Here is a 26,437-nt window from a genome sequence, read left to right as displayed (position 1 = left end):
GGACCTCCTCGTCCGTCGGCCGCGCGTCGCGGCATCCGCTCACGTCGTCGTGCGCCTCGGACTCGCCCACTCGGCGAGCGCCGTCGCGTCGAGGCCGGTGTCGGCGGCGACCTCGGCCGGGGTGATCGCGCCGCTCTGCACGCCGCGCCGCACGAAGCCCGCGAGCGCGCGCACCGTGGCGGGCTCGTCGAGCACCGCGCCCGTCGTGCGGTCGCGCACGTGCCGGAGGCGGGCGGAGACCTCGGGGTAGCCCTCGCGGTAGTACGCGTAGGTCGCGAGGAAGCGGGTCGGCAGCTGCGCCGGGTGCAGGTCCCAGCCCTGCGAGAAGCCGCGCTCGAGGGCCCGGCGCACGAGCCGGGCGTGCAGCCGCCACGCCTCGGGGGCGCGCTCCCCGATCGGCAGGATGTTCGTCGACCCGTCGGACAGGCGGATGCCGGTCCCCGCCGCCGCGACCTGCATGACGGCCTTGGCGTGGTCGGCGGCGGGGTGCTCGAGCGACTGGTAGGGGGCGGCGATCCCCACCGCGGCGCTGTAGTCGTAGGTGCCGTAGTGCAGCCCGGCGATGCGGCCGGGCGCGGCGAGCGCGAGGCGCGCCACGGGCGCCAGGCCGTCGGCGCCGAGCACGAGCTGCGGGGTCTCGACCTGCACCTCGAACCGCAGCCGCCCCTCGGGCAGCCCGTGCACCCTCTCGAGCGCGCGGACGGCGTCGGCCATCGCCTCGACCTGCGCGACCGTCGACACCTTCGGCAGCGTCAGCCGCAGGCCGTCGGGCAGACCGCCCTGCTCGACGAGGGTGGTCACGAACAGGTCGAGCGTGCGGATGCCGCGAGCCCGCGTCGGCGCCTCGAACGACTTGAACCGGATGCCGATGAACGGCGGCGCGAAGTGCGCGCCCGTGGCCGCGGCGACCCGCTTCGCCGCACGGACCGCGTCCGCGTCCTCGACGTCGTCCGCCCGGTTGCCGTAGCCGTCCTCGAAGTCGATGCGGAGGTCCTCGATGGGCTCGCGCCCGAGCTTGCGGTCGACGAGCGGTGCGACCTGCGCGGCGAGCGCCGGAGCGAGGCCGACGTCGAGTCCGAGCGCCTCCGGGCCGCCCGCCGACGCGAGCGCGTCCTGCGCATCGCGACCCCACTCGACGGGCAGCTCGGGCGTGTACCGGTCGCCCGGCACGTACACCGTGTGCACCGGCTGCCGCGAGCCGTCGTCGCCCGGGTAGGCGGTCGCGAGCAGCCGATCGGTCTGGGCCAGGCGGGCCTCGATCGCGGCCAGCACGACGGGTGACAGGGCGGTGCGCGCGCTCATTCGAGCAGCTCGTAGGCCGGGAGCGTGAGGAAGTCGACGTAGCCGTCGGCGAGCACGAGGTCGGCCACGAGCCGCGCGGCGGGCTCGTAGTACGCGGCGAACCGGTCGGGAGGCACGTCGGCGCGCAGGCCGGCCACCTCCTCGTCGAGCACCTCGCGCACGAGCTCGGGCGTCAACGTGCGCCCGGTGTCGGCGAGCACGACATCGTGTCGCAGCTGCTGCCACACCTGCGAACGGGAGATCTCGGCCGTCGCGGCATCCTCCATCAGGCTGTGCAGCGCGACGGCGCCGTTGCCCGACAACCACACGGCCGTGTACGCGACACCCACCGAGAGGTTCGTGCGCAGGCCCGCCTCGGTGACCGCGCCGCCAGTCGAGGCGACGTCGAGCAGCTCCGCCGCCGACACGTCGACCTCGGGCCGCTGCCGGTCGAGCTGGTTCGGCCGTTCGCCGAGCACGCCGTCGAAGACCTCGCGACACACGGGCACGAGGTCGGGGTGGGCTACCCACGACCCGTCGAAGCCATCGTTCGCCTCGCGGGTCTTGTCGGCGCGCACCTTCTCGAACGCGACGGCGGTGGCCTCGGGGTCGGCGCGGTTCGGCACGAACGCCGCCATGCCGCCCATCGCGACCGCGCCGCGGCGGTGGCACGTCTTCACGAGCAGCTCGGTGTAGGCGCGCATGAACGGCGCGGTCATCGACACCGACGCACGGTCGGGCACGATGAACTCGGGCCCCGCGTCGCGGAACACCTTGATGATGCTGAACAGGTAGTCCCATCGGCCGGCGTTCAGGCCCGAGGCGTGGTCGCGCAGCTCGTAGAGGATCTCGTCCATCTCGAACGCCGCCGGGATCGTCTCGATGAGCACGGTCGCACGGATCGAGCCGTACGGGATGCCGAGGCGCTCCTCGGCGTACGTGAACACGTCGTTCCAGAGCCGGGCCTCGAGGTGGCTCTCGAGCTTGGGCAGGTAGTAGTACGGCCCGTGACCGTTCTCGATGAGCGACTGCGCGGTGTGGAGGAAATGCAGGCCGAAGTCGACGAGCGATCCCGACGCGCGCTCGCCGTCGACGAGCACGTGCTTCTCGGGCAGGTGCCAGCCCCTCGGACGCGTGACGACGGTCGGCCGTCGCACGTCGTCCTTGAGCGCATACGCCTTGCCCTCGGGGGAGGTCCAGGCGAGCGTCCCGCGGGCGGCGTCGCGGAGGTTGCGCACGCTGCCGACGACGTTCTCCCACGTGGGGCTGGACGCGTCCTCCATGTCGGCGAGCCACACGCGGGCGCCGGAGTTGAGCGCGTTGATGGCCATCTTCTCGGGCGACGCCGGCCCGGTGATCTCGACGCGACGATCGGTGAGCGCCTCGGGCGGCGGCGGCACGCGCCAGTCGCCCTCGCGCACCTCGCGCGTCTCGGAGAGGAAGTCGAGCGGCTCCCCGGCGGCGATCCGGTCGCGGCGGGCGCGGCGCGCGGCGAGCAGCTCGCGACGGCGGCCGTCGAACCGGTGATGCAGCTCCTCGACGAACGCGAGGGCGTCCTCGGTGAGGATCTCGTCGCCGCCCGCGACGTCGGTGGCGCTGGCGATCTCGATGGTCATGCGGCTGCCGCTCCCCTCCGGGCTGCTGCGGGATGATGCTCCACACGCTCAGCCTCATCTTGGCGCAGATGCGATCGCGGCGTAACCGGATCGCCGGGAACCCGGCGGCGTAGACTCCGAAACCGAGGAGACGACCATGGATCACATCGGCGTGACGGTCAACGGGCGGCAGCGTCCGATGGTCGGCGTGTCCGCGCACACCTCCGCGCTCGACTGGCTGCGCGGCATCGGCCTCACGGGTGCCAAGGAGGGCTGCGCCGAGGGCGAGTGCGGCGCCTGCGCCGTCCTGCTCGCCACGCCGCGAGACGACGGCGGCACCGAATGGACGGCCGTGAACGCGTGCCTCGTGCCCGCGGCCGCGCTCGACGGGCAGGAGGTCGTCACGGCCGAGGGCCTCGGGACGCCCGAGCAGCCGCACGAGGTGCAGGAGCGGCTCGCCGAGGCGGGCGGCTCCCAGTGCGGCTACTGCACGCCCGGCTTCGCGTGCAGCATGGCGGGCGAGTTCTACCGCCGCGGTCGCCGGGTCGGCGAGGCGGATGCCGCGGACGCGGCCGACACCGTCGAGGGACGCGCCGACGCGCACCACGGTCCCAACGGCTTCGACCTGCACGCGCTGGCGGGCAACCTGTGCCGCTGCACCGGATACCGGCCGATCCGCGACGCGGCCTTCGCGCTTGGAGATCCCGAGTCGGGCGACCCGCTCGCCGAGCGGCGCGACCGGCCCGCTCCCGCGGCGGTCGCCACGCGCCTCGGCGACGACGGCGAGCGGTTCGTGCGTCCGGACTCGCTCGACGAGGCGCTCGGACTGCTCCGCGACGAGTCCGACGTGGTGGTCGCCGCCGGCACGACCGACTGGGGCGTCGACGTGAACCTGCGCGGGCGTCGCGCGCCGCTCACCATCGCGATCGAGCGCCTGGCCGAGCTCCGCACGTTCGAGGTCGGCGACGCGAGCATCGAGCTCGGCGCCGCGCTGTCGCTCTCCGAGGTGCAGCACCGCCTCGACGGCCGGATCCCGCTGCTCGACGAGCTGTTCCCCCGCTTCGCGTCCCCGCTCATCCGCAACCGGGCCACGATCGGCGGCAACCTCGGCACGGCGTCCCCGATCGGCGACACGTCGCCCGCACTGCTCGCGCTCGAGGCGCGCGTCGTGCTCGTCTCGGCCGACGGCGAGCGCGAGATCGACCTCGCCGATTTCTTCACGGGGTACCGCACCACCGCTCGCCGTCTCGACGAGCTCATCCGGTCGGTGCGCATCCCGCTCCCGCTCGCCGGCCTCGGGTCCTTCCACAAGATCTCGAAGCGGCGCTTCGACGACATCTCGAGCGTGGCCGTCGCATTCGCGATCGACCTCGACGACGGCGTCGTCGCCTCGGCGCGCATCGGGCTCGGTGGCGTGGCGGCGACGCCGATCCGCGCCCGCGCGACCGAGGCCGCCCTCACCGGACGGCCGTGGGACCGCGAGACCGTGCGCGACGCGGCATCCGTGCTCGCGACCGAGGGCACGCCGATGTCGGACCACCGTGCGAGCGCCGAGTACCGCTCGCTGATGCTCGGCACCGCCCTGCTGAAGCTGCACCGCGAGACGCCGCTCGCCGAGGGGGTGCCCGCATGACCGACCTCGCATCCCGGCCGCGCGACCCCGTGGTCGGGAAGGCCACCCCGCACGAGAGCGCCGTGCAGCACGCCACGGGCGCCGCCGTGTACACCGACGACCTCGCGCCCTCGACCGCCCACGTGCTCACCGCGTGGCCGGTGCAGTCCGCGCACACCCACGCGCTCGTGACCCTCGACGTGGCTCCGGCGCTCGACGTGCCCGGCGTCGTGCGGGTGCTCACCGCCGACGACGTGCCCGGCGTGAACGACGCGGGCGTGAAGCACGACGAACCGCTCTTCCCGAGCGAGGCGATGTACCACGGGCACGCGCTCGCGTGGGTGCTCGCGGAGGACGCGGACTCCGCCCGCGCGGGCGCCGACGCGGTGCGCGTGGAGTACGAGCCGCTGCCGTCGCTCGTCACGATCCAGGACGCGATCGACGCGGACTCGTTCCAGGGGATCCCGCGCACCATCCGTCGCGGCGACCCCGAGGGTGCCCTCGCGACCGCCCCCCACGTGTTCGAGGGCGTCAGCGTCGTCGGCGGCCAGGAGCACTTCTACCTCGAGACCCACGCCGCGCTCGCCCGCATCGACTCCGAGGGGCAGGTGTTCATCGAGTCGAGCACGCAGCATCCGTCGGAGACGCAGGAGATCGTGGCGCACGTGCTCGGGCTGCCGTCGAACCGGGTCACGGTGGAGTGCCTGCGCATGGGCGGCGGCTTCGGCGGCAAGGAGATGCAGCCGCACGGACTCGCCGCGGTCGCGGCGCTCGGCGCGACGCTCACGGGGCGGCCGGTGCGCCTGCGCCTCAACCGCACGCAGGACCTCACGATGACCGGCAAGCGGCATCCGTTCCACGCGACGTGGACGGCCGGCTTCGACGACGACGGCCGCATCATCGCGCTCGCGACGACGCTCACCGCGGACGGCGGGTGGAGCCTCGACCTCTCGGAGCCCGTGCTCGGCCGCGCCCTCTGCCACGTCGACAACGCGTACTGGATCCCGCACTTCGTGGCACAGGGGCGCGTCGCCAAGACGAACAAGACCTCGCAGACCGCGTTCCGCGGCTTCGGCGGGCCGCAGGGCATGTTCGTCATCGAGGACATCCTCGGACGGGTCGCGCCGCTGCTCGGCCTGGACGCCGCGACGCTGCGCGAGCGCAACCTCTACGTGGCCGACCAGACGACGCCGTACGGCCAGCCCGTGCGCCACGCCGAGCGCCTGCGCGCGATCTGGGACGACCTGCGCACGTCGAGCGACTTCGACGCGCGTCGCACGCGCATCGCGACGTTCAACGCCGAGCACGAGGACGTGAAGCGCGCCGTCGCGATGACGCCCGTGAAGTTCGGCATCTCGTTCACCCTCACGGCCTACAACCAGGCCGGCGCCCTCGTGCATGTGTACAAGGACGGCTCGGTGCTCGTGAACCACGGCGGCACCGAGATGGGCCAGGGCCTGCACACGAAGATGCTGCAGGTCGCGGCCACGGCCCTCGGCGTGCGACTCGAGTCCGTGCGCCTCGCGCCGACGCGCACCGACAAGGTGCCGAACACGTCGGCCACGGCGGCGTCCTCGGGCGCCGACCTCAACGGCGGCGCGGTGAAGCACGCGTGCGAGCAGATCCGCGAGCGCCTCGCCGCGGTCGCCGGGCGCATGCTCGGGGTCGACGCCCGCGATGTGCGATTCGGCGACGGCCGGGTCTCGGGGCTCGGAGCATCCGGACCCTCGTTCACCTTCACCGAGATCGTGGAGGCCGCCTACCACCAGCGCGTGCAGCTGTGGGCGGCGGGCTTCTACCGCACGGCGGGCCTGCACTGGGACACCGAGCGCATGCAGGGCGAGCCGTTCAAGTACTTCGCCTACGGGGCCGCCGCGACCGAGGTCGAGGTCGACGGGTTCACGGGCGCCTCGCGGATGCTGCGGGTCGACATCCTGCACGACGTCGGCGACTCGCTCTCGCCGCTCATCGACCTCGGTCAGGTCGAGGGCGCGTTCGTGCAGGGCGCCGGCTGGCTGACCCTCGAGGAGCTGCGCTGGGACGAGAGCGACGGTCCCGGCCGCGGTCGGCTGCTCACGCAGTCCGCGAGCACCTACAAGCTGCCGAGCTTCTCGGAGATGCCCGAGGAGTTCAACGTCCGCCTGCTCGAGGATGCCGCCGAGGACGGCGTGGTCTACGGGTCGAAGGCCGTGGGCGAGCCGCCGCTCATGCTCGCGTTCAGCGTGCGCGAGGCGATCCGGGAGGCGGTCGCGGCGTTCGGCCCGGCGCATTGCTCGATCGACCTCGGCGCCCCGTCGACCGCGGAGACGACATACCGAGCGATCCTGGCGGCGCAGGCGGCGGCCTCGAGCGGGTCGGGTGCGGAAGCCGGCGACGAGCCCGGTGCCGAGCGCCGGTCCGAGTCGACGGATGCCGCGACGCGAACGGATGCCGCGACGCGAACGGACGCCGCGGCATCCGTCGGCGCCGCCGTCAGGAGCCGCTTCCTGTCGTCGGACTCCTGAGGCGGGCGGCCGTGGACTGGGTGGACGCGCTCCAGCACCTGCGCGCCGCCCGTCGACCCGCGGTCATCGTGACCCTCGCGATGGTGCGCGGACATGCACCCCGCAACGGCGGCGCGAAGATGATCGTCGCGCCCGACGCGATGTACGGCACGGTCGGCGGCGGGAACCTCGAGGCGACGGCCGTCAGGCGGGCCCGGGAGCTGCTCGAGGAGGGCGCCGCCGAACCCGAGCTGCTGACGCTGACGCTGAGCGACAAGGCGACGACCGAGTACGGCGTGCAGTGCTGCGGAGGAGAGGTCACCATGCTGCTGGAACCCGTGCCGGTCGTGCCGGCGGTCGCGATCCTCGGCATGGGCCACGTCGGGCTGGAGCTGGCCCGCATCCTCGCCCGGCAGCGGATCGAGCTCGACCTCGTCGACTCGCGCGCCGAGATGCTCTCGGCCGAGCGGCTCGGGGATCCCGGCTCGACGGGCGTGCTCGCCGACGCCGTCGCGACCGTGCGGGTGCACCACCTGCCGGTGCCGGAGTCCGCCCTCGCCGAGCTGCCGCCCGGCGCGCACGTGCTCGTGATGACGCACGACCACGTCGAGGACCTCGCGATCGTGGAGTCCGCCCTGCGCACCCCGGGGCTCGGCTCGATCGGGCTCATCGGCTCGCGCTCGAAGTGGGCGAGGTTCACGACGCAGCTGCGCGAGGCCGGGTTCGGCGACGACGACCTCGCGCGCGTGTCGACGCCGATCGGCATCGAGGGCATCCGGTCGAAGGAGCCGGCCGCGATCGCGGTGAGCGTCGCGGCGCGCGTGCTGCAGCAGGTCGAGGCGGCGGCCGTGCCGTCGTCGGCCTCGTAGGGCACCCGCGATCGGATGCCGCGGCGTTACCCGCCCCAGATCACGAACTGCCCCTGCGGCATCACGGGCAGGATGACCAGGGTGATCGGCTCGCCGTGGCGGGACGTGAACGTCAGGAGGTCCCCCTCCGAGCGGTAGCGGTCGGACGGGCGCTCGCTCATGCCGACGACCACCGCGGCGGCCTGCGGCGATACGCCGAAGCATGCGACCGGACCGAGCAGCTCGTCGGGCACCTGGAACGTCTCGAACGCGTAGCCCGAGTACTGGTGCTCGGTGCCGCGCAGGATCGACTGCATGGCGCCCGGCAGGTCGTCGAGCACGCCCGCGACGTTCATCCAGCCGCGCGGGCCATCGCCGCCGTGCCACGCGCAGACGGCGTAGGCCGACGGCACGTAGGGCCGGAACCCCGCGTCGGCCCACACGTCGTCGGGCATCAACGCCGGCAGGACGACACCGAAGTCCGCCGCCGAGACGTCGCCCGCCCGCACGCGCGCGAGACCGTCGGCCGAGAGTCGCCGCTCGAGGAGCAGGTCGCGGGTCTGCTCGCCGTACAGCGTCGAGCCCGCGTCCGCGTATCGGAGCACGCGGCCGTCGGCGTAGACCATGACCCAGCCCTGGTGCAGCCCGGCCCACGAGTCGATGAGCTCGACCGGTCCGCGGTCCGCGGCCGCGCCGACCGGGGTATCCGCTGCACTGCCTGATCGCAGGCCCGCGGATGCCCCGACACGACCGCCGACCGCCAGGATCACGACCGCCGCGGCGATCGCGATGGCCGCGAACACAGCGACGACCGTGGTGCGGCGTCGCCGCACCCGATCGCGCGTGTCGACCGCCATGGTCCCGTCCCTCCGATGGCGCCGGTAGCACCAGCATGCTCCGCGCGCACCGGAGGGGGAAGGGGGTCAGCCGAGCGAGAGCGCCGTCCAGGACACGGGCGGCAGCGTGATCGTGAGCTCGCCACCCTCGATGCGCACGCTGTCGTTCGCGCGCGGCGCCACCCGCTCGCGGTCCTCGAGCGTGTTCTTCGCGTACACGTCGTCGTCGGCGAGGGTGTGGGACTCGAGCACCGACACGTCGCCCAGCGAGGCGACGTCCACTGTGAGGGTCACGGCCTCGTCCTGGCTGCGGTTCACGAGGAAGACAGCCGACCTGCCGCTCTCCGCCTCGTGGGTCGCCACCGCGTCGACGAGCGGGACCACGCCGTACTGCGCCGTCTCGTAGGTGGGCGCGTCGAGCTTCAGCTCGAGGGCGTCGCCCTGCGCGAGTCGCGAGGTGATCGAGAACGGGAAGAACGTGGTCTGGCGCCACGCCGGGCCGCCGGGCTCGGTCATGATCGGCGCGATGACGTTCACGAGCTGCGCGAGCGAGGCGCTCGTCACGCGGTCGGCGTGGCGGATGAGCGAGATCAGCAGGTTGCCGAACACGACCGCGTCGGCGACCGAGTAGACGTCCTCGAGCAGCCGCGGCGCGACGGGCCAGTTGTCGAGGCCCTCGATCTTCTCGACGTTCTCCCAGCGCGAGAGGTACCAGACGTTCCACTCGTCGAACGAGATGTTCACGGTCTTGTCGCTGCCCCGGACGGCCTTCACGTGATCGGCGGTCGCGACGACCGTGTCGATGAAGCCGTCCATGTCGACCGCCGAGGCGAGGAACGAGCCGAGGTCGCCGTCCTTCTCCTCGTAGTACGCGTGGCAGGAGATGTAGTCGACGTCGTCGTACGTATGGGACAGCACCACGCGCTCCCACTCGCCGAACGTCGGCATGTGCGCGCTCGACGAGCCGCAGACGACGAGCTCCAGCGAGGGGTCGAGCTGGCGCATGGCCTTCGCGGTGCGAGACGCGAGCTTGGCGTAATCGTCGGCCGAGCGGTGGCCGAGCTGCCACGGACCGTCCATCTCGTTCCCGAGGCACCACATCTTTACGCCGAACGCATCGGTCCGGCCGTTCGCGATCCGCTGGTCCGAGAGCATGGTGCCACCGGCGATGTTCGTGTACTCGAGCAGGTCGATCGCCTCGAGCGTGCCGCGGGTGCCGAGGTTCACGGTGAGCATGAGGTCGCTGCCGACCTGCTCGAGCCAGTCGGAGAACTCGTGAAGGCCGATCTCATTCGTCTCGGTCGAGTGCCAGGCGAGGTCGAGCCGGCGCGGGCGCTGCTCGCGCGGGCCGACCGAGTCCTCCCAGCGGAACCCCGAGACGAAGTTGCCGCCCGGGTAGCGGATCGTCGAGACACCGAGCTCCTTGACGAGCTCGACGACGTCGCTGCGGAACCCGCCGGCGTCGGCCGACTCGTGGCCGGGTTCGTGGATGCCGTCGTAGACGTGCCGACCGAGGTGCTCGACGAAGCCGCCGAAGAGGCGGCGCTGGACGCGCCCGATCGTGAAGTGCGGGTCGATGGTCAGGCGTGCGCTGGGCATGTTCGGTGCTTTCTGTGGGCGGTGCAGGGGTTGGGTCGGATGCCGCGACTGCGCGACGTCGGCAGTCGTTGGAAAACGCTATCCGAGCATACTTCGCTCTCGCGTCAGCCGACCCGTGGGGGGAGTCGCGCCGGATCCTCACGTCCGCTCCGGTGGCGTGATGTGCGCCTGCGCCCGAGCGGCGTTGCGTTCGGACACCCGCGCGATCCAGGCGAGCCGCTCGCGCTCAAGCGGCACCGCGAAGGCTGCCCAGAGCACGAGCGCGACGCCCGCGCCGACGAGCAGGCCGCCCACGGTATCGGTGAACCAGTGAGCGCCGAGGTAGGTGCGCGTGAGCGCCATCAGCACGGTGTACGCGGCGCCGGCGATCCAGACCCCGAGGATGGGCACGATCACCCCGATCGCCACCGAGATGGTCGCGGCGTTCGCCACATGCCCCGACGGGAATGAGCCGAAGTCGGACGTCACGAGCATGTCCTCGGGACGCGCACGCCCGAACCACTCCTTGAGCAGCTGCACGACCCCCGCGCTGGCTGCCGACGCGACGATGAAGTACAGCGCGCCCCACGGACGACGCATGATGAGCAGCACGATCGCGACGCCGATGGGGACGAGGAAGACGCCCACGATGCCGCCGCCGAGCCAGTTCATGAAGAGCGCGACGGTGTCGCCGAACGGACCGCGCAACGTGAGGACCTCCTCGGCCCACTCCTCGTCGATCTCGAACGGCACGCCGCCCTGCCGGATCATGATGACCGCGCCGAGCAGCACCGCGGCGAGCACCGCTGCGACGCCGCTGGTCAGCGCGGCGCGTCGCCCGAGGGTGCGAGCGCGTCGCTCGCGCTGGGCCGGGAGCAGCCCGGCCGCGCCGCCCGGCGCATCCCGGTCGAGCCCGCGCGTCGAGTCGGCGGTGTCCTGCGCACCGGCGTCGGCGTCGGCATCGGCGGCGTCGTCGTTCGGTCGCTCCATCACTCCACGCTAGCCGCAGGCGGTGCGAGCGGATGCCGCGACCCGCCCCCCTTGACGTGAGGCTCGGCACGCGGCATCCGCTCGGCTCAGTCGCTGAGCGCGGGCACCGTCTTGGGACGCACGAGCGCCCAGAGCGCCACGATCGCGACGACGGCCGCGAGCAGCATGACGAACGCCATCGGCACGGCGCTCCCGACGCCCATGAGGCCGATGAGCGGCGAGATCAGGCCGGCGAGTCCGAAGTTCAGCGCGCCCAGCAGCGACGCGGCCGTGCCGGCCTCGGCGCCGTGGTGCGCGAGCGCGAGCACCTGCACCGCGGGGAACGCGAAGCCGCACGAGAGGATGAAGATCCACAGCGGGATCGCCGTGCCCCAGAAGCCCGCCCCCGACGAGTCGAGCACCATGATCGCCACGGCCATCGAGAACTGCACGATCGTGGTGATCGCGAGGATCCACTGCGGCTGCACCGGCCCGCGCATGAGCCGGGAACTCGTCTGCACGCCGATGATGATGCCGATCGAGTTGACCGCGAACAGCAGGCCGTACTGCTGCGCCGTGAACGCGTAGACCTCCTGGAACAGGAACGACGACGTCGAGAGGTAGCCGAACAGTCCGGTGAACGTCATGCCGCCGATGATCGCAGCGCCGAGGTAGACCCGGTCGCGGAACAGCGCCGCGTAGCGGTCCCGCAGCGTCGAGCGGCCGGCCACGTGGCGACGCGACTCGGGCAGCGTCTCGACGATGAAGAACGAGACCGCGGCGACGACCACGGCACCGTAGATCGCGAGCACGACGAACACGCCGCGCCAGTCCATGACCGCGAGCAGCTGCGAGCCGATGACCGGCGCGAGCACCGGCGCGAGGCCGTTCACGAGCGCGAGGCGCGAGAGCATGCGCACGAGCGGCTTGCCGCCGAACAGGTCGCGCACCATGGCCATGGCGACCACGCCGCCCGCGGCTGCGCCGAAGCCCTGCAGCAGGCGGAACACGCTGAGCCAGACGATGTCGGGCGCGAATGCCGCGCCGACGGATGCCGCGATGTGCAGCGCCGTGGCGAGGATCAGCGGCAGGCGACGACCCACCTTGTCGCTCCAGGGGCCGACGATGAGCTGGCCGAAGCCGAAGCCGACCATGGTGCCCGTGAGCGTGAGCTGCACCGCGGCGGCCGAGACGCCGAGCTCGTCCTGCAGCACCGGGAAGGCGGGCAGGTAGAGGTCGACCGTGAACGGACCCAGCGCCGTGAGCGCGCCGAGGACGAGCACGTAGACGAGGCGCTGGCGGCGGGTGAGGAGGTCGCCGGGATGGGTCGTGGCCGAGTAGTCGTCGGGCCGGATGATGGGGATGGAGGCGGTTGCGGACATGCGGATCCTGGGCGTGCTCGAGTGCGGCGGCGCACGCCCTCGGACGCCGGGGAAACAGGAACGACGGCGACCCGCGGGTCGCCGTCGTGAGGCGATCGGGACCATCGTGGTCTCGAATCGATTCGACTGGCATCGAGTCTAGCGGAGGCACCCCCCGGTTCCGCAAGTGGAGGTCGGAGAAATGAGACGATTCATCCCCCGCGCTCGACCGCCAGGCAACCTCAGGCGACCTGCAGCGGATCCTCGAGCAGGGCCTGGAAGGCGAGCTCCGCAGCGCCGATGGCGAGCCGGTCCTCGCCGAGGGCGGCGACGCGCACGTCGAGGTCCTCGGCGGCCGCCGGCATGGCCTGCTCCGCCACCGCGGTGGCGAGCGCGTCGGGGTCGCTCCCGGCGACCGTGGCCAGGAAGCCGCCGAGCACCACCAGCGAGGGATTGAGCACGTTGACGGCGTTCGCGAGCGCGGTCGAGAGGATGCGACGCTGGCGCGCGAGTTCGGCCGCGACGTCGGGCGAATCGGATGCCGCGAGCGCCGCCGCGAGCGTCGGCTCGTCCGCGGCGGCGAGGCCGGCGACCTCGAGCAGGCGGGCCCGGCTGACCTCGTCCTCGAGCACGCCGCCCGGTCGGCGCCGGTCGTCGGCGGACGCGATGCCCGGGCGGTTCTGGCCGAACTCGCCCGCGTAGCCGCCGGCGCCGCCGACGGCGAGGCCGTGCACGATGAGCCCGCCGCCGATGCCGCTGGCGCCGCCGTTGAGGTAGATGATGTCGTCGACGCCGCGTCCGGCGCCGAAGAGGTGCTCGGCCATCGCGCCGAGGCTCGCGTCGTTGCCCACGACGGTCGGCAGGCCCGTGGCCTCCTCCACGAGGGTGCGGAGCGGGGCATCCCGCCACTCGAGGTGCGGCGCGAAGCGCACGAGCCCGTCGGAGGCGCGCACGAGGCCCGGCACCGCGAGGCCGACCGCGACGATGCGCGCGCGACGCAGCACGCCCGACCGCCAGCGACCGATCTCCTCCGCGACCAGGCGGGCCGTCTCCTCGGGACTGACGAGGTGGTCGACCTCGATGCGCTCGCGCACGGGGATGCGACCGTCGAGGCCGACGGCGGCGATCGTCACGGCGTCGACCTCGGGGTTGACGGCGACGGCGGTGACGCCCGGATGCGGCGCGATCACGGGCGATGGGCGGCCGACGCGGTTCGTGGGGTCGGGCGCGCGCTCCTCGACGAGGCCGAGCTCGACGAGCTCCCCGGCGAGCGCGGCGACCGTCGATCGGTTGAGCCCGGTGGCGGCCGTCAGACGCGCCCGTGAGAGCGGCCCCTCGAGGTGCACGAGCCCGAGGAGTTTCGAGAGGTTTCGACGGTGGACGCCGTCGAATGTTCCGACACGCTCTGACACGCGACCACTCTAGGGGCGCGTGGCTGCGGGGGTCCCACCGACGCGCCGAATTTGTTGCTGTTGACCCCAAATAGATTCATGACGTATATTCAGGGCGTCCAGATCACTTTCGACGTTGGAGTCGAAACTTTCGAGAGGTTCAACGATGAACAGACGCAGCACGAGGCTCGTCGCATTGGGTCTCAGCGCCGGCCTCGCCGCCGTCGCACTTGCCGGATGCGCTCCCTCATCCGGCGACGGCGGCGACGGCGACGGCGTGACCCTCACGTGGTGGCACAACGCCACGTCCGGCCCGCTCCCCGCGGTGTGGGAGGAGGTCGCGAACGAGTTCGAGGAGGCGCACCCCGGCGTCACCGTCGAGCAGACCGGCTACCAGAACGAGGAGCTGCAGCGCACGCTGATCCCGAACGCCCTCGCCTCGGGCGACGCGCCCGACCTGTTCCAGGTGTGGCCGGGCGGCGAGCTCCGCGACCAGGTCGAGAACGGGTACCTGATGCCGCTCGACGACGCGATCCCCGACACGATCTCGAGCGTCGGCGCTACGGTGAACCCGTGGCAGGTCGACGGCAAGACGTACGGCGTCCCCTTCACGTTCGGCATCGAGGGCTTCTGGTACAACACCGAGCAGTTCGCCCAGGCGGGCATCGACGCGCCGCCCACCACGCTGGACGAGCTCGTCGACGACGTCGCGAAGCTCCGCGCCGCGGGCTTCACCCCGATCGCGGTGGGCGCCGGTGACAAGTGGCCGGCCGCGCACTGGTGGTACCAGTTCGCGCTGCACTCCTGCTCGCCCGAGACGCTGCAAGCGGCGGAGACCGAGTACGACTTCAGCGACGACTGCTGGGTCGACGCGGGCGCGCAGCTCGAGGAGTTCCTCGGCGTCGACCCGTTCCAGGAGGGCTTCCTCGGCACGCCCGCACAGCAGGGCGCGGGCTCCTCGGCGGGCCTCGTCGCGAACGGCCAGGCCTCGATGGAGCTCATGGGCCACTGGAACGCGGGCACCATCGGCGGACTGACCGCCGACCAGCAGGTCCCGGAGTTCCTCGGCTGGTTCCCCTTCCCCGGCATCCCCGGCTCGGCCGGCGACCCGACGGCCGCGCTCGGCGGCGGTGACGGATTCGGCTGCTCGAAGGACGCTCCCCCGGAGTGCGCCGACCTCCTCGCCTACATCCTGAGCGAGGACGTGCAGAAGCGCTTCGCGGCCAGCGGCTCGGGCATCCCGACCGTGCCGGCGGCGACCGACTCGCTCGAGGACGAGAACCTCAAGGCCGTGGCCGTCGGCCTCGGCGAGGCATCCTTCGTGCAGCTCTGGCTCGACACGGCCTTCGGCACCACCGTCGGCAACGCCATGAACGAGGGCATCGTCAACCTCTTCGGCAGCGCCGGAACCCCCGAGGACATCGTCAAGGCGATGCAGGACGCGGCGGCGACCCTGTAGTCATGACCACGCTCCTCAAGTCGGCCGGGCCCGCGGTCTCCGCGGGCCCGGCCCCCACCCCGACACCCCGCCGCAGGTCGGCCAAGAGCCGGAAGCGCGCCGAGATCGCCCTCTTCGTCGGCCCGGCGCTGATCCTGTTCCTCGGCTTCGTCATCCTGCCCGTGATCCTCGCGGCGGTGTACAGCTTCTACAACCTCCCGCAGGCGTTCCAGTGGGACGACCTCGCGGACCCGGCCCGCTTCATCGGCCTCCAGAACTACGTCCGCGCCCTCAACGACCCGGTGTTCCTCGGCGCGGTCGGCCACAACTTCTTCATCCTCGGCGCCTCCCTGCTCATCCAGGGCCCGATCGCCATCGGCGTCGCGCTGCTGCTCAACCGGCGCATCCGCGGCCGCGCGGCACTGCGGCTGCTCATCTTCGTGCCGTACGTGCTCGCCGAGGTCATCGCGGGCCTCTCGTGGAAGCTCCTCCTGCAGCCGACCGGCGGCGTGAACGCCCTGCTCGAGTCCCTCGGCCTCGGCGCCCTCCAGCAGAACTGGCTCGCGGACCCCGCGATCGCCCTCTGGACGATGTTCTTCATCCTGACGTGGAAGTACGTCGGCTTCGCCATCCTGCTCATGCTCGCCGGCCTCCAGGGCGTGCCCGAGGAGCTCGCCGAGGCCGCGTCGATCGACGGCGCGAGCTGGTGGCAGGTCCAGCGGCACATCACCATCCCGCTGCTCGGCCCGACCATCCGGATCTGGGCGTTCCTCTCGATCATCGGCTCGCTGCAGCTCTTCGACATGGTGTGGGTCACCACGCGCGGCGGCCCCCTCAACGCCACGCAGACCATGGCCACGTACATGGTCGAGAAGGGGCAGTTCGGCGGGCAGCCCGGCTACGGCAGCGCCATCGCCGTGATCCTGTTCCTGATCTCGCTCGTCATCGCGCTCGTGTACCAGCGCTTCGCCCTGCGCCGCGACCTCGCCGGCGCCGTCACCCGAGGGGTTCGCTGACATGACCGCCACCACCGCCATCACCACCGAGGGCCGCGGGGCACCGCACGTGCCCGCGGGCCGGCGAATCGACTGGGGACAGCCGTTCGTCTACCTGATCGCGCTCGTCATCGCCGCGATCGCCATCGGTCCGGTGCTCTACGTCTTCATCGGCGGGTTCCGCACCACGGCCGACCTCAACGCCAACCCGGCCGGGATGCCCGACCCGTGGACCCTGCAGAACTGGTCGACCGTGCTCGGCTCGCCCCGGTTCTGGGGCAACGTGCTCGCGAGCTCGATCCTCGCCATCGCGACCACCGCGGGCGTCGTCGTGTTCGGCATCATGGCCGCGTTCGTCATCGCGCGCTACGACTTCCGCGGGCGCACCGGGCTGTACAGCCTCTTCGCCGCGGGGTTGATGTTCCCGCTCACCGTGGCGGCGCTGCCGCTCACGCTCATGCTGCGCACGCTCGGCCTGCACGGCTCGTACCTGGGCGTCATCATCCCGAGCGTCGCGTTCGCGCTGCCGACGACGATCATCATCCTGGTGCCGTTCCTGCGGGCCATCCCCGACGAGCTCGAGGAGGCCGCCGCGCTCGACGGCACCGGCCGGATCGGCTTCTTCTGGCGCATCCTGCTGCCGCTCTCGATGCCCGGCCTCGTGACGGTCGGCGTGCTCGCCTTCATCGGCAGCTGGAACGGCTACCTGCTGCCGCTGCTCGTGATCTCGACGGGCAGCCTGCCGCAGGAGCTCTGGCCCCTGCCGCTCGGCGTCACGCAGTTCTCGACGCAGTACTCGCAGGACACGGGCGCCGTGCTCGCCTACACCTCGCTCGCGATGATCCCGGCGCTCGCGTTCTTCCTCTTCGCGGAGAAGCGCATCGTCGGCGGCCTCACCGGGGCGGTGAAGGGATGACCGACCAGCAGACCGCACGGGGCATCCCGCCGTGGCAGGATGCCGCGGCATCCGTCGCCGACCGCGTCGAGGCGATCATCGCCGAGCTCACGCTCGAGGAGAAGATCGCGCAGCTGTACGGCGTGTGGGTCGGCGCCTCGGCCGAGGGCGGCGACGTCGCCCCGAACCAGCACGAGATGATCGGCGACGTCGACCTCGACGAGCTCCTCCCGAAGGGACTCGGGCAGCTGACCCGGCCGTTCGGGACGGCGCCCGTCGACCCGGGCGTCGGCGCGCTCTCGCTCGCCCGTACGCAGCGCCGCATCATGGCGGAGAGCCGGCTCGGCATCCCCGCGGTGGCGCACGAGGAGTGCCTCGCGGGCTTCGCGGCCTGGGGCGCGACCGCCTATCCGGTGCCGCTCTCGTGGGCGGCGACGTTCGACCCCGAGCTCATCGAGCGGATGGCGCGGCGCATCGGCGACGACCTGCGCTCGGTCGGCATCCACCAGGGCCTCGCGCCCGTGCTCGACGTCGTGCGCGACGCGCGCTGGGGCCGGGTCGAGGAGACCATGGGCGAGGACCCGTACCTCGTCGGCACGGTCGGCGCGGCGTACGTGCGCGGGCTCGAGTCGGCGGGCGTCGTCGCCACGCTCAAGCACTTCGTCGGCTACTCCGCCTCGAAGGCCGGACGCAACCTCGCGCCCGTCGCCGTCGGACGACGCGAGCTCGCCGACGTGCTGCTGCCGCCGTTCGAGATGGTCGTGCGCGACGGCCGGCCCCGGTCGGTCATGAACGCGTACACCGACCTCGACGGCGTGCCCACGGCGGCGGATGCCTCGCTGCTCACCGAGCTGCTCCGCGACACGTGGGGCTTCGAGGGCACGGTCGTCGCCGACTACTTCTCGGTGGCGTTCCTGCAGACCCTGCACGGCACGGCCGGGTCGCTGGCGGATGCCGCGGCCGCGGCCCTCGAGGCCGGCATCGACGTGGAGCTCCCGACAGTGCACGCCTTCGGCGCTCCGCTCGTGGCGGCCGTCGCCGACGGCCGGCTCGACGTGAAGGTGCTGGATCGGGCGCTGCGACGCGTGCTCGCGCAGAAGGTCGGGCTCGGCCTGCTCGACGCCGACTGGGATCCGCTGCCGCCCGCGCTCGCCGGCCGCGCCGACGACATCGACGCGGTTCGCGGCACGATCGACCTCGATCCCCCGGGGAACCGGGCACTCGCGGCCGAGATCGCCGAGCGCGCGATCGTGCTGCTGCGCAACGACGGGACGCTCCCGCTCGCCGCGCCGCGGCGGATCGCCGTGATCGGCCCGACCGCCGACGACCGGTTCGCCGTGCTCGGGTGCTACGCGTTCCCGACGCACGTCGGAGTCAACCACCCCGAGTCGGGCGACGGGATCGTGCTGCCCACGCTGCTCGAGTCGCTCCGGGACGAGTTCCCGGGCGCCGAGCTCGCGCACGCCGCGGGCACGAGCATCGACGGCGGCGAGACCGACGGGATCGGCGCGGCGCTCGAGGCGGCCGCGGCCGCCGACGTCGTCGTGCTCGCGCTCGGCGACCGCGCCGGACTGTTCGGCCGCGGCACGAGCGGCGAGGGCTGCGATGCCGAGTCGCTGCAGCTCCCCGGCGCCCAGGCGGCGCTGCTGGAGGCCGTGCTCGACGTCGGCGTGCCGACGGTCGTGACGCTGCTCGCCGGGCGTCCCTACACGCTCGGCACGGCCCCCGACCGCGCGGCGGGCATCCTCGAGGCGTTCTTCGCGGGCGAGGAGGGGACGCGCGCGCTGGCGGGCATCCTCAGCGGCCGGGTCGAGCCGAGCGGGCGGCTTCCCGTCTCGGTGCCGGCGTCGGCGGGCGTGCACCCGTCGACGTACCTCGCGACACCGCTCGAGCGCCGCAACGGCGTCTCGAACATCGACCCGACGGCGCGCTACCCGTTCGGCCACGGCCTCACCTACACCGAGTTCGAGTGGGAGGGCGCCGGCGGCGGGGCCTCCGAGATCGCGACCGAAGGCGACGCCGACGTACGGGTGCGCGTGCGCAATGCCGGCGAGCGCCCCGGCGTCGAGGTCGTGCAGCTCTACCTGCACGACCCCGTGGCATCCGTCGTGCGACCGGTGCAGCGGCTCGTCGGGTACGCGCGCGTCGCGCTCGCGCCCGGCGAGGCCGCCGACGTGCGGTTCACGGTGCCGGCCGACCTCGCGTCGTTCACGTCGCGCGACGGCGTGCGCATCGTCGAGCCGGGCGAGCTCGTGCTGAGCCTCGGCCGCTCGAGCGGCGACCTGGCGCTCGCGACCACGGTGCGCCTCACGGGCCCGGTGCGGGTCGTCGACCACACCCGTCGCCTGCACCCCGACGTGTTCGTGCGACGGATGCCGCGGCCGGCCGACCCCGCGGAATGACCCGGCGCCGCCGGCCGGAGCCCTCCCCGCTCCGGCCGGCGGCGCTGTCGTCTGCTGCGGCTCGCCGCGCTACGCCGCGGGCGGCGCCGTGCTGTCGCGCACGACGAGGCTCGTCGCCAGGTCCATGCGCGGCGTCGACTCCACCGTCTCCTCGGCGAGCCGCAGCGCGAGCAGCACCGCCTCCTCGCCCATGCGGCGCAGGGGCTGGTGCACCGTCGTGAGCTTCGGGGTGAGCCAGCGCGCGAGCGGGATGTCGTCGTAGCCGACGACCGAGAGGTCCTCGGGCACGCGGATGCCGCGCTCGCGTGCCGCCTCGAGCACGCCGAGCGCCTGCATGTCACTGCCCGCGAAGATCGCGGTCGGCCGCTCGGGGCCGTCGAGCACCTCGCGAGCCCGGTCGCGCCCGCCGGAGGTGTGGAAGTCGCCGAACCGGATCCACTCGTCGCGGATGGGCAGGCCCGCCGTGTTCATCGCCGAGCGGAAGCCGTCGAGGCGCGCGAGCGAGCACATCATGTCCTCGGGGCCCGTGATCGCCGCGATGCGCCGGTGGCCGAGCTCGATGAGGTGCCGGGTGGCGGCCAGGCCGCCCGACCAGTTCGCCGAGCCCACGCTCGGCACGTCGGGCGACGGATCGCCTGCGGGATCGACGATGACGAACGGGATGGCGCGCGCCCGCAACTGCTCCCGGTATTCGGGCGCGAGCTCCGAGAACACGAGGATGACGCCGACGGGCCGACGGCGGATGACGCCCTCGATCCAGTCGGGATCGGGCGCGTGCCGGCTGCCGCTCACCGTGAGCACGACGCTGAGGCCCTCGGCCTTCGCGACCGACTCGACCCCGCCGATGAGCTCCATCGACCAGATCGGGTCGAGCTCGTGGAAGACGAGTTCGATGAGGTCGGCGTGCGTCTCCGAGCGACCGGCGCCGCGACGAACGTAGCCGCGGTCGTGGAGCAGCCGCTCCACGCGGGCGCGGGTGCCCGGCGCGACATCCGTGCGCCCGTTGAGCACCTTCGAGATGGTCGACAGCGAGACCCCGGCCTCCTCGGCGACCTCGGCCAGCGTGACCCGCTCCCCCGCGACATCCGTTGCCATGTTTCGAAGCCTAGCGCCGAAACTTGCGGCCACGCGAATCGTGCGAGCCCCGCGGATCGTGCGAGCCGCGCCAGTCTCCAGTCGACTCAGGATGCCTCGGCACCTCGCACCTCGCCCGCACGCCCGTCCTCGTCGACGACGGGCACGACGACGCCCTCCCGGATCCACAGGGGAACGGTGTCGAACCCGTGCACCTCGCGGCGCCAGCCGCCCCCCTCGACGACCTCGCGAGTGAACCAGTTCGTCCAGCGGCCGGCGGGCAGGTAGTAGTCCACCTCTCCCGACGCCGAGAACACCGGCGCCACGAGCAGGCTCGGACCGAGCAGGTACTGCCGGTCGAGGTAGCCCGTCGCGGGGTCCTCGGGGAACTCGAGCTGCATCGGGCGCATGACCGGGCGTCCGGTGCGGTGCGCCTCGTCGCCCGCCGCGACGAGGTACGGGCGCAGCGAGGCCTTGAGCTTGGCGAACGCGCGCGCGACCTCGACCGCGCTCTGGCCCGGCGCCTCCTCGCCCGTGTCGAACGCCCACGGCACGCGGTAGCTCGTGGAGCCGTGCAGCCGGGAGTGGCTCGAGAGCAGGCCGAACGCCAGCCAGCGCTTGAACACCGCCGGGTCGGGGTCGCCCTCGAAGCCGCCGATGTCGTGGCTCCAGTAGCCGAAGCCGCTGAGCGCGAGCGACAGCCCGCCGCGCAGGCTCTCGGCCATCGACGTGAACGTCGACGAGTTGTCGCCGCCCCAGTGCACGGGCATCGACTGGCCGCCGGCGGTCGCCGACCGGGCGAACAGCACCGCCTCGCCGGGGCCGCGCACCTCCTCGAGCACGTCGAAGACGGCCCGGTTGTAGAGCTGCGTGTAGCGGTGGTGCATCGCCTCGGGGTCGCTGCCGTCGTGCCACGCGACGTCGATCGGGATGCGCTCCCCGAAGTCGGTCTTGATCGCGTCGACGCCCTGCGCGAGCAGCCCCCGCAGGTGGTCCTGGAACCAGCGCGTCGCCTCGGGGTTCGTGAAGTCGACGAGCGCCATGCCGGCCTGCCAGAGGTCCCACTGCCAGACGCTCCCGTCGGGCCGGCGCACGAGATAGCCGTGCTCGACGCCCTCGCGGAACAGCTTCGAGCGCTGCGCGATGTACGGGTTGAGCCACGCGCTCACGCGCAGGCCGCGGTCGTGGAGGCGCGAGAGCATGCCCTCGGGGTCGGGGAACACGGCGGGGTCCCACTCGAAGTCGGTCCAGTGGAACTCCCGCATCCAGAAGCAGTCGAAGTGGAACACCTCGAGCGGGATGTCGCGCTCGGCCATCCCGTCGATGAACGCGTTGACCGTGTCCTCGTCGTAGTCGGTCGTGAAGCTCGTCGAGAGCCAGAGTCCGTACGACCAGTCGGGCACGTGCGCCGGGCGGCCGGTGAGCCGCGTGTAGCGGTCGAGCACCTCGGCGGGCGTCGGGCCCGCGATCACGAAGTACTCGAGGCACTCGCCCGCGACCGAGAACTGCACCTGCTCCACGGCCTCCGAGCCGACCTCGAACGAGACGTGCCCCGCGTGGTTCACGAGCACGCCGTAGCCGCGGTTCGTGAGGTAGAACGGCACGTTCTTGTAGGACTGCTCGCTCGACGTGCCGCCGTCGGCGTTCCACACGTCGACGGTCTGGCCGTTCTTCACGAGCGGGCCGAACCGCTCCCCGAGCCCGTAGACGAGCTCGCCCACGCCGAGCGAGAGCTGCGCGTGCAGGTACGCGGATGCCGTGGCGAGGCCGGTCGTCGTGATGCCGGCCACGCCCGCCGGCTCGGCCGCCACCGGCGCACCCGGCGCCAGCCGCATGTACCCGACCGACTTGTGGCCGCTCGACGTGTAGGTGCCGCCGTCGTGCTCGAACGAGAGGTCCCACGGTGCGCCGCGCCGGATGCGCGCGCGCAGGGAGCCGGCGTCGACCACGCCGCCCTCGTCGTCGATCGCGATGACCGGGCGGTGCGCGGCATCCGACCCGATGCCGAAGCCGACGTCGCGCGGCGTGCCGCAGTGGTGCTCGATGCGCACGCGGATGACGCCCTCGGCCGGGCTCGCGAGCGAGACCGTGAGCATCGGCCGGTTGAGCGTGTCGCCCCGCGTCGCGACGACGCGCGTCGGCGCCCACGCGACGAGCTCGTCGCCGTCGACCGCGAGGTCGCGGGCCTCCTGCGCGTAGAGCGCCTCGACACCGGGCCGGGTGTGCCAGAACCCATCGGTGAACTTCATGACTACTTGACTGCTCCTGCGGTGATGCCCCGGGTGAGGGTGCGTTGGAAGATGAGGAAGAACACCAGGGTCGGGATGAGCCCGAGCAGCGCCGAGGCGCTCGTCGTCGTGACATCCATGAGCCGGTCGCCCTGCAGCACGGTGATGGCCACCGGCACGGTCTGCGTGTCGTTCGACACGAGGAACGTGAGCGGGATGAGGAACTCGTTCCACGTCCAGATGAAGAAGAAGATCAGCAGCACCGAGAGCGTCGGACGCGAGATCGGGTAGACGACGCGCCAGAGGATCTGCCACCGCGAGGCGCCGTCGAGCGAGGCTGCCTCGAGCATCTCCTTCGGGAACGTCGAGTAGACCGAGGCGAGCAGGTAGGTGCCGAACGCCGACTGGATGACCGTGAAGATGATGATGACCGCCCACTGGCTGTCGTAGAGGCCGACCTGCTTGAACATGAAGTAGAGCGGGTAGAGCAGCACCTCCTGCGGCAGCATGTTCGCGAGCAGGATGAGCACGACGATCCAGAGCCGGCCCTTCACCCGGCCGATGCCGAGTGCGAAGGCGTTGAACATCGACAGCGCCACCGCGAAGACCGCGACGAGCCCCGAGATGAACACGCTGTTCCAGAGCTTCTGCGGGAAGTCGACGCGCTCCCAGAACGCGACGATGCCGTCGAAGTAGAACTCGGTGGGCAGCGTCAGCGGGCCCGACGTGTTGTAGTCCGCCGGCGACTTGAACGAGTTGACGAGGATGAGCAGGAACGGCACGGCGATGAAGAAGCCGAGCACGATCGCGACGAGGAGCACGACCCAGTCGCCGGCGGTGCGCTTCGTGGGGCCGTTCCCGGCGCGGCGGGACGTGCGGCGCGACGTGCCGCGTCGGCCGCTCGACGGCGGCGGGGGCAGCTCGACCGCGCGGTGGTCGGGGTCGAGTTCCTCGATGATGGCGGTCATCGCTCCTCCTCCTTCTGCTCGACGCGGTTCTGCACGAGGATGAACGCCACGCTCACGGCGGCGATCACGATCGTCAGCGCGGTCGCGATGGTGGCGCCGTAGCCCACCTGCTGCGACTGGAAGAACTCGCTGTACGCGTAGTAGGCCGGCACGATCGTGGCCGTGCCGGGGCCGCCTCCCGTGAGGGCGTACACGGGGCCGAACACCTTGAGCGCGGCGATCGTGCAGGTCAGGGTGACGACGAAGATCTCGGGCCGGATGATGCCGACCGTGATCGCGCGGAACCGCTGGAACCAGTTCGCGCCGTCGAGCTCGGCGGCCTCGTAGAGCTCGGGATCGACCCGCTGGAGCGCGGCCATGAAGATGACGATCGGGTAGCCGAGCTGCACCCAGACCATGATCACCATGATGCTGGCGAGCGCGGTGTCGGGGCTGCCGAGCCAGTTGTGGGCGAGGTCGCCGAGGCCGATCGCCTCGAGCACCTGGTTGAGGGCGCCGTTCTGCGGGCGCAGGATCCAGCCGATGACGATCGCGGCGATGACCGCGGGAAGGATCTGGGGCAGGTAGTAGGTGGCGCGCAGGAAGCTCGCGAGCTTGCCGCCGAACTTCTTGCCGATGAGGTCGAACAGCATGGCGGCGAGCACGAGGCCGAGGAGCGTCGGCACGACCACCATCGCGACGATCATCGCGATCGAATTGCCGAACGAGGTCCAGAAGACCTCGTCGCCCATGAGCTCGACCCAGTTGTCGAGGCCGATCCACTCGGGCGGGCGGATGCCGCGGTACTCCGTGAAGGTGAGGAAGACGTTCCACCCCAGCGGGATCACGACGATGACGGCGAGCAGCGCCAGGCCGGGCACGAGGTAGAGCCAGAACGCGTTCCGGCTGGAGCCCGGGATGAGGCTCTGTGCGCCGCGTCCGGGGCGGCGGGCCTCGCGTCGCGCGGCGACGTCGCCGCGCTCCGGCAGGGTCGCCGCCCGCGTGTCGAGGGCTTCGGACATGATGGTTCCTTCCGAGGTGGGTCGAGGGGCGGATGCCGCGGGCCGACGTGCGCCCGCGGCATCCGTCATCGATCAGCCGACGATGTCCTCGACACCGGCCTGGTACTGCTCGCCGAGCTGCTGCTGCACGTCGGCGGGCGACTTGGTGCCGTTCACCAGCTCCTGGAGCCCGGCGTTCAGCTCGTCGTAGAACGTCGGCGTGGGCCAGTCGGGGTAGAAGGCGATGCCGTCCTTCTCGGTGAGCGCGTTGAAGTTCGCGATGAGCTCCTGCGACTTCGGGTCGGTGATGTCGGCCGCGTCGGCCGCGACCGGCACGCCGCCGTTGTTGCCGAGGATCGCCTGGATCTCGGGGCGCATCGTGATGTCGATGAACTGGTAGGCGAGCTCCTTGTTCTTCGCCTGCTCGGGGACGACCCACATGTTGCCCGCGGATCCCGGCGACAGCTCGGTCTCGGGGAACAGGAACGTGCCCCACTCGAAGTCCGAGATCTCGCTCGCGAAGCGGCCGTACCACCAGCTCCCCGAGAAGAAGATCGGGTAGTCGCCGCTGATGAAGCCGACGCCCGCGTCCTCGGCCTTGAGGCCGCTCGAGTCCGCGGAGATGTAGCCCTTCTCGGTCCAGTCCGCGACGGTCTCGGTCGCGTAGCTGATCTCGTCGCCCGTCCAGTCGACGGGGTTCTCGTAGAGCTGGTAGTCGTCCACGAACTGGCGATCGGCCTTCGAGAGCGCGAGCTGGTACCAGAGCTGGCCGAGCGGGTACTCCGCGGCCGACTCGGCGAGCGGGGTCACGCCCTGCGCGGCGAAGGCCGCGAGCACGTCCTCGAACTCGTCGAGCGTCGTCGGCACCTCGAGGCCGGCCGCCGCGAACGCGTCCTTGTTGTAGTACACCTCGACGAACTCGCCGTAGTTGGGCACGCCGTACCAGCTGCCCGAGCCCATGATGCCGTCCTCGTCGTACTTCGCCGTGGTCTGCAGCGACGGCGCGAGCTGGTCGTCCCAGCCGTACTCCTCCACGGCGTCGTCGAGCGGCGTGAGCAGGCCCTGGCTCGAGAGGAGCCCCGCGGTCGCGTTGCCCTTGTTGTACTCGAGCAGGTCGGGGGCCTCGTTGGAGTTGAGCACCTGGCTGGCGGTCGAGCGGATCTGCTCGAAGCTCTTCTCCTCGAACTCGACGGTCGCGCCGGTCTCCTCCTCGAAGACCTTGATCGCCTCGTCCCAGGCCTTGCCCATGGCGCTGTCGGCGCCCTCGTAGTGCCAGAGCCGCAGCGTGTTGTCGTCGGCTCCCGAGCCACCGCCGGAGCAGCCGCTCAGGGCGAGCGCCGCGGCCGCGAGCGACGCGGCGACGGCGAGGGTTCTGGTGTGCTTCATTGCTACCTCCGTGGGGGGATGTGGTTGGGGTGTTCGTGCGGTGCGTGGATGGGATGAAAAGTTGTCGAAGCGCTTCGATAGCGAGCCGCGAAGCACCCCGGCGGGGTGGGCGCCGGC

The 26,437-nt window shown here is 72.0% G+C and carries 19 protein-coding genes; 7 read left to right on the top strand and 12 right to left on the bottom strand.

Translation table 11 applies throughout. The annotated features are described in order from the left end of the window. Positions 1-39: 39 nt before the first annotated feature. Together ACFVN5_RS16130 and aceB are read right to left on the bottom strand one after the other, a co-directional pair. Positions 40-1,302, bottom strand: a complete 1,263-nt coding sequence (locus tag ACFVN5_RS16130; protein WP_376956258.1) for a DUF6986 family protein — start codon at positions 1,300-1,302, stop codon at positions 40-42. Further along, positions 1,299-2,897 carry a malate synthase A gene (gene aceB, locus ACFVN5_RS16125; protein WP_376956257.1) on the bottom strand — a complete coding sequence of 533 codons (1,599 nt, stop codon included), beginning with the start codon at positions 2,895-2,897 and terminating at the stop codon, positions 1,299-1,301. The genes ACFVN5_RS16130 and aceB overlap by 4 nt, the downstream gene beginning before the upstream one ends. 136 nt (positions 2,898-3,033) lie before the next feature. Here aceB and ACFVN5_RS16120 point away from each other — a divergent pair, with 136 nt between their 5' ends. Genes ACFVN5_RS16120 through xdhC form a run of 3 tightly spaced genes read left to right on the top strand, consistent with a single transcriptional unit; the run spans position 3,034 to position 7,840 of the window. Beyond that, a complete protein-coding gene (locus ACFVN5_RS16120) occupies positions 3,034-4,509 on the top strand; it encodes a xanthine dehydrogenase small subunit (protein WP_376956256.1) in 1,476 nt (491 codons plus the stop codon). Further along, positions 4,506-6,992 carry a xanthine dehydrogenase molybdopterin binding subunit gene (xdhB, locus tag ACFVN5_RS16115; RefSeq protein WP_376956255.1) on the top strand — a complete coding sequence of 829 codons (2,487 nt, stop codon included), beginning with the start codon at positions 4,506-4,508 and terminating at the stop codon, positions 6,990-6,992. Before ACFVN5_RS16120 ends, xdhB begins: the two co-directional genes overlap by 4 nt. Positions 6,993-7,003: 11 nt before the next feature. Next, positions 7,004-7,840, top strand: a complete 837-nt coding sequence (gene xdhC, locus ACFVN5_RS16110; RefSeq protein WP_376956254.1) for a xanthine dehydrogenase accessory protein XdhC — start codon at positions 7,004-7,006, stop codon at positions 7,838-7,840. A 26-nt stretch (positions 7,841-7,866) separates the two neighbouring features. Here xdhC and ACFVN5_RS16105 read toward each other — a convergent pair whose 3' ends face one another. The 5 genes from ACFVN5_RS16105 to ACFVN5_RS16085 form a co-directional block, all read right to left on the bottom strand. Next, positions 7,867-8,676 (bottom strand): hypothetical protein, encoded by an 810-nt coding sequence (locus ACFVN5_RS16105; RefSeq protein WP_376956253.1) that lies wholly within the window; start codon positions 8,674-8,676, stop codon positions 7,867-7,869. Between the two features lie 66 nt (positions 8,677-8,742). Further along, a complete protein-coding gene (locus ACFVN5_RS16100) occupies positions 8,743-10,254 on the bottom strand; it encodes an alpha-N-arabinofuranosidase (protein ID WP_376956252.1) in 1,512 nt (503 codons plus the stop codon). Positions 10,255-10,392: 138 nt separating this feature from the next. Next, positions 10,393-11,223: a phosphatase PAP2 family protein gene (locus ACFVN5_RS16095; RefSeq protein WP_376956251.1), complete on the bottom strand. Its 831-nt coding sequence runs from the start codon at positions 11,221-11,223 to the stop codon at positions 10,393-10,395. 86 nt (positions 11,224-11,309) lie between these two features. Then, the gene (locus tag ACFVN5_RS16090; RefSeq protein WP_376956250.1) at positions 11,310-12,584 is read right to left on the bottom strand and encodes a multidrug effflux MFS transporter; all 1,275 of its coding nucleotides are present in this window, start codon (positions 12,582-12,584) and stop codon (positions 11,310-11,312) included. 221 nt (positions 12,585-12,805) lie between these two features. After that, on the bottom strand, positions 12,806-13,975 hold the full coding sequence (locus tag ACFVN5_RS16085) for an ROK family protein (protein ID WP_376956249.1): 1,170 nt from the start codon (positions 13,973-13,975) through the stop codon (positions 12,806-12,808). A 145-nt stretch (positions 13,976-14,120) separates the two neighbouring features. On the opposite strand from ACFVN5_RS16085, the gene ACFVN5_RS16080 reads away from it, so the two are divergent. From ACFVN5_RS16080 to ACFVN5_RS16065, 4 genes are read left to right on the top strand one after another with little or no spacing between them, the layout of a single operon-like run. After that, complete coding sequence (locus ACFVN5_RS16080; RefSeq protein WP_376956248.1) at positions 14,121-15,413, top strand: extracellular solute-binding protein; 1,293 nt, start codon at positions 14,121-14,123, stop codon at positions 15,411-15,413. A gap of 2 nt (positions 15,414-15,415) precedes the next feature. Beyond that, positions 15,416-16,408 carry a carbohydrate ABC transporter permease gene (locus tag ACFVN5_RS16075; RefSeq protein WP_376956247.1) on the top strand — a complete coding sequence of 331 codons (993 nt, stop codon included), beginning with the start codon at positions 15,416-15,418 and terminating at the stop codon, positions 16,406-16,408. Between the two features lies 1 nt (position 16,409). Then, positions 16,410-17,303 (top strand): carbohydrate ABC transporter permease, encoded by an 894-nt coding sequence (locus tag ACFVN5_RS16070; protein ID WP_376956246.1) that lies wholly within the window; start codon positions 16,410-16,412, stop codon positions 17,301-17,303. Continuing rightward, a complete protein-coding gene (locus tag ACFVN5_RS16065) occupies positions 17,300-19,684 on the top strand; it encodes a beta-glucosidase (RefSeq protein ID WP_376956245.1) in 2,385 nt (794 codons plus the stop codon). The genes ACFVN5_RS16070 and ACFVN5_RS16065 overlap by 4 nt, the downstream gene beginning before the upstream one ends. Before the next feature lie 69 nt (positions 19,685-19,753). Here ACFVN5_RS16065 and ACFVN5_RS16060 read toward each other — a convergent pair whose 3' ends face one another. From ACFVN5_RS16060 to ACFVN5_RS16040, 5 genes are all read right to left on the bottom strand, one after another. Beyond that, a complete protein-coding gene (locus ACFVN5_RS16060; protein WP_376956244.1) occupies positions 19,754-20,779 on the bottom strand; it encodes a LacI family DNA-binding transcriptional regulator in 1,026 nt (341 codons plus the stop codon). An 86-nt stretch (positions 20,780-20,865) separates the two neighbouring features. Further along, a complete protein-coding gene (gene yicI, locus ACFVN5_RS16055) occupies positions 20,866-23,007 on the bottom strand; it encodes an alpha-xylosidase (protein WP_376956243.1) in 2,142 nt (713 codons plus the stop codon). A 2-nt stretch (positions 23,008-23,009) separates the two neighbouring features. Next, on the bottom strand, positions 23,010-23,954 hold the full coding sequence (locus ACFVN5_RS16050; protein WP_376956241.1) for a carbohydrate ABC transporter permease: 945 nt from the start codon (positions 23,952-23,954) through the stop codon (positions 23,010-23,012). Then, on the bottom strand, positions 23,951-24,955 hold the full coding sequence (locus ACFVN5_RS16045; protein ID WP_376956239.1) for a carbohydrate ABC transporter permease: 1,005 nt from the start codon (positions 24,953-24,955) through the stop codon (positions 23,951-23,953). Before ACFVN5_RS16045 ends, ACFVN5_RS16050 begins: the two co-directional genes overlap by 4 nt. A gap of 72 nt (positions 24,956-25,027) precedes the next feature. After that, complete coding sequence (locus ACFVN5_RS16040) at positions 25,028-26,320, bottom strand: ABC transporter substrate-binding protein (protein ID WP_376956237.1); 1,293 nt, start codon at positions 26,318-26,320, stop codon at positions 25,028-25,030. Between the last annotated feature and the right edge of the window lie 117 nt (positions 26,321-26,437).

Origin of the sequence: Agromyces sp. NPDC057865 (assembly GCF_042796995.1) — a bacterium.
Lineage (GTDB): Bacteria > Actinomycetota > Actinomycetes > Actinomycetales > Microbacteriaceae > Agromyces.
This window is presented reverse-complemented; position numbering and strand designations above follow the sequence as displayed.

What these genes read in the sequence shown, in the direction of transcription:
- ACFVN5_RS16130 (WP_376956258.1), bottom strand. Translation starts at nt 1,302, where the DNA reads ATGAGCGCGCGCACCGCCCTGTCACCCGTCGTGCTGGCCGCGATCGAG.
- ACFVN5_RS16105 (WP_376956253.1), bottom strand. Translation starts at nt 8,676, where the DNA reads ATGGCGGTCGACACGCGCGATCGGGTGCGGCGACGCCGCACCACGGTC.
- aceB (WP_376956257.1), bottom strand. Translation starts at nt 2,897, where the DNA reads ATGACCATCGAGATCGCCAGCGCCACCGACGTCGCGGGCGGCGACGAG.
- ACFVN5_RS16060 (WP_376956244.1), bottom strand. Translation starts at nt 20,779, where the DNA reads ATGGCAACGGATGTCGCGGGGGAGCGGGTCACGCTGGCCGAGGTCGCC.
- ACFVN5_RS16065 (WP_376956245.1), top strand. Translation starts at nt 17,300, where the DNA reads ATGACCGACCAGCAGACCGCACGGGGCATCCCGCCGTGGCAGGATGCC.
- xdhB (WP_376956255.1), top strand. Translation starts at nt 4,506, where the DNA reads ATGACCGACCTCGCATCCCGGCCGCGCGACCCCGTGGTCGGGAAGGCC.
- ACFVN5_RS16050 (WP_376956241.1), bottom strand. Translation starts at nt 23,954, where the DNA reads ATGACCGCCATCATCGAGGAACTCGACCCCGACCACCGCGCGGTCGAG.
- ACFVN5_RS16070 (WP_376956246.1), top strand. Translation starts at nt 16,410, where the DNA reads ATGACCGCCACCACCGCCATCACCACCGAGGGCCGCGGGGCACCGCAC.
- ACFVN5_RS16045 (WP_376956239.1), bottom strand. Translation starts at nt 24,955, where the DNA reads ATGTCCGAAGCCCTCGACACGCGGGCGGCGACCCTGCCGGAGCGCGGC.
- ACFVN5_RS16120 (WP_376956256.1), top strand. Translation starts at nt 3,034, where the DNA reads ATGGATCACATCGGCGTGACGGTCAACGGGCGGCAGCGTCCGATGGTC.
- ACFVN5_RS16090 (WP_376956250.1), bottom strand. Translation starts at nt 12,584, where the DNA reads ATGTCCGCAACCGCCTCCATCCCCATCATCCGGCCCGACGACTACTCG.
- ACFVN5_RS16075 (WP_376956247.1), top strand. Translation starts at nt 15,416, where the DNA reads ATGACCACGCTCCTCAAGTCGGCCGGGCCCGCGGTCTCCGCGGGCCCG.
- ACFVN5_RS16080 (WP_376956248.1), top strand. Translation starts at nt 14,121, where the DNA reads ATGAACAGACGCAGCACGAGGCTCGTCGCATTGGGTCTCAGCGCCGGC.
- yicI (WP_376956243.1), bottom strand. Translation starts at nt 23,007, where the DNA reads ATGAAGTTCACCGATGGGTTCTGGCACACCCGGCCCGGTGTCGAGGCG.
- ACFVN5_RS16100 (WP_376956252.1), bottom strand. Translation starts at nt 10,254, where the DNA reads ATGCCCAGCGCACGCCTGACCATCGACCCGCACTTCACGATCGGGCGC.
- ACFVN5_RS16095 (WP_376956251.1), bottom strand. Translation starts at nt 11,223, where the DNA reads ATGGAGCGACCGAACGACGACGCCGCCGATGCCGACGCCGACGCCGGT.
- ACFVN5_RS16040 (WP_376956237.1), bottom strand. Translation starts at nt 26,320, where the DNA reads ATGAAGCACACCAGAACCCTCGCCGTCGCCGCGTCGCTCGCGGCCGCG.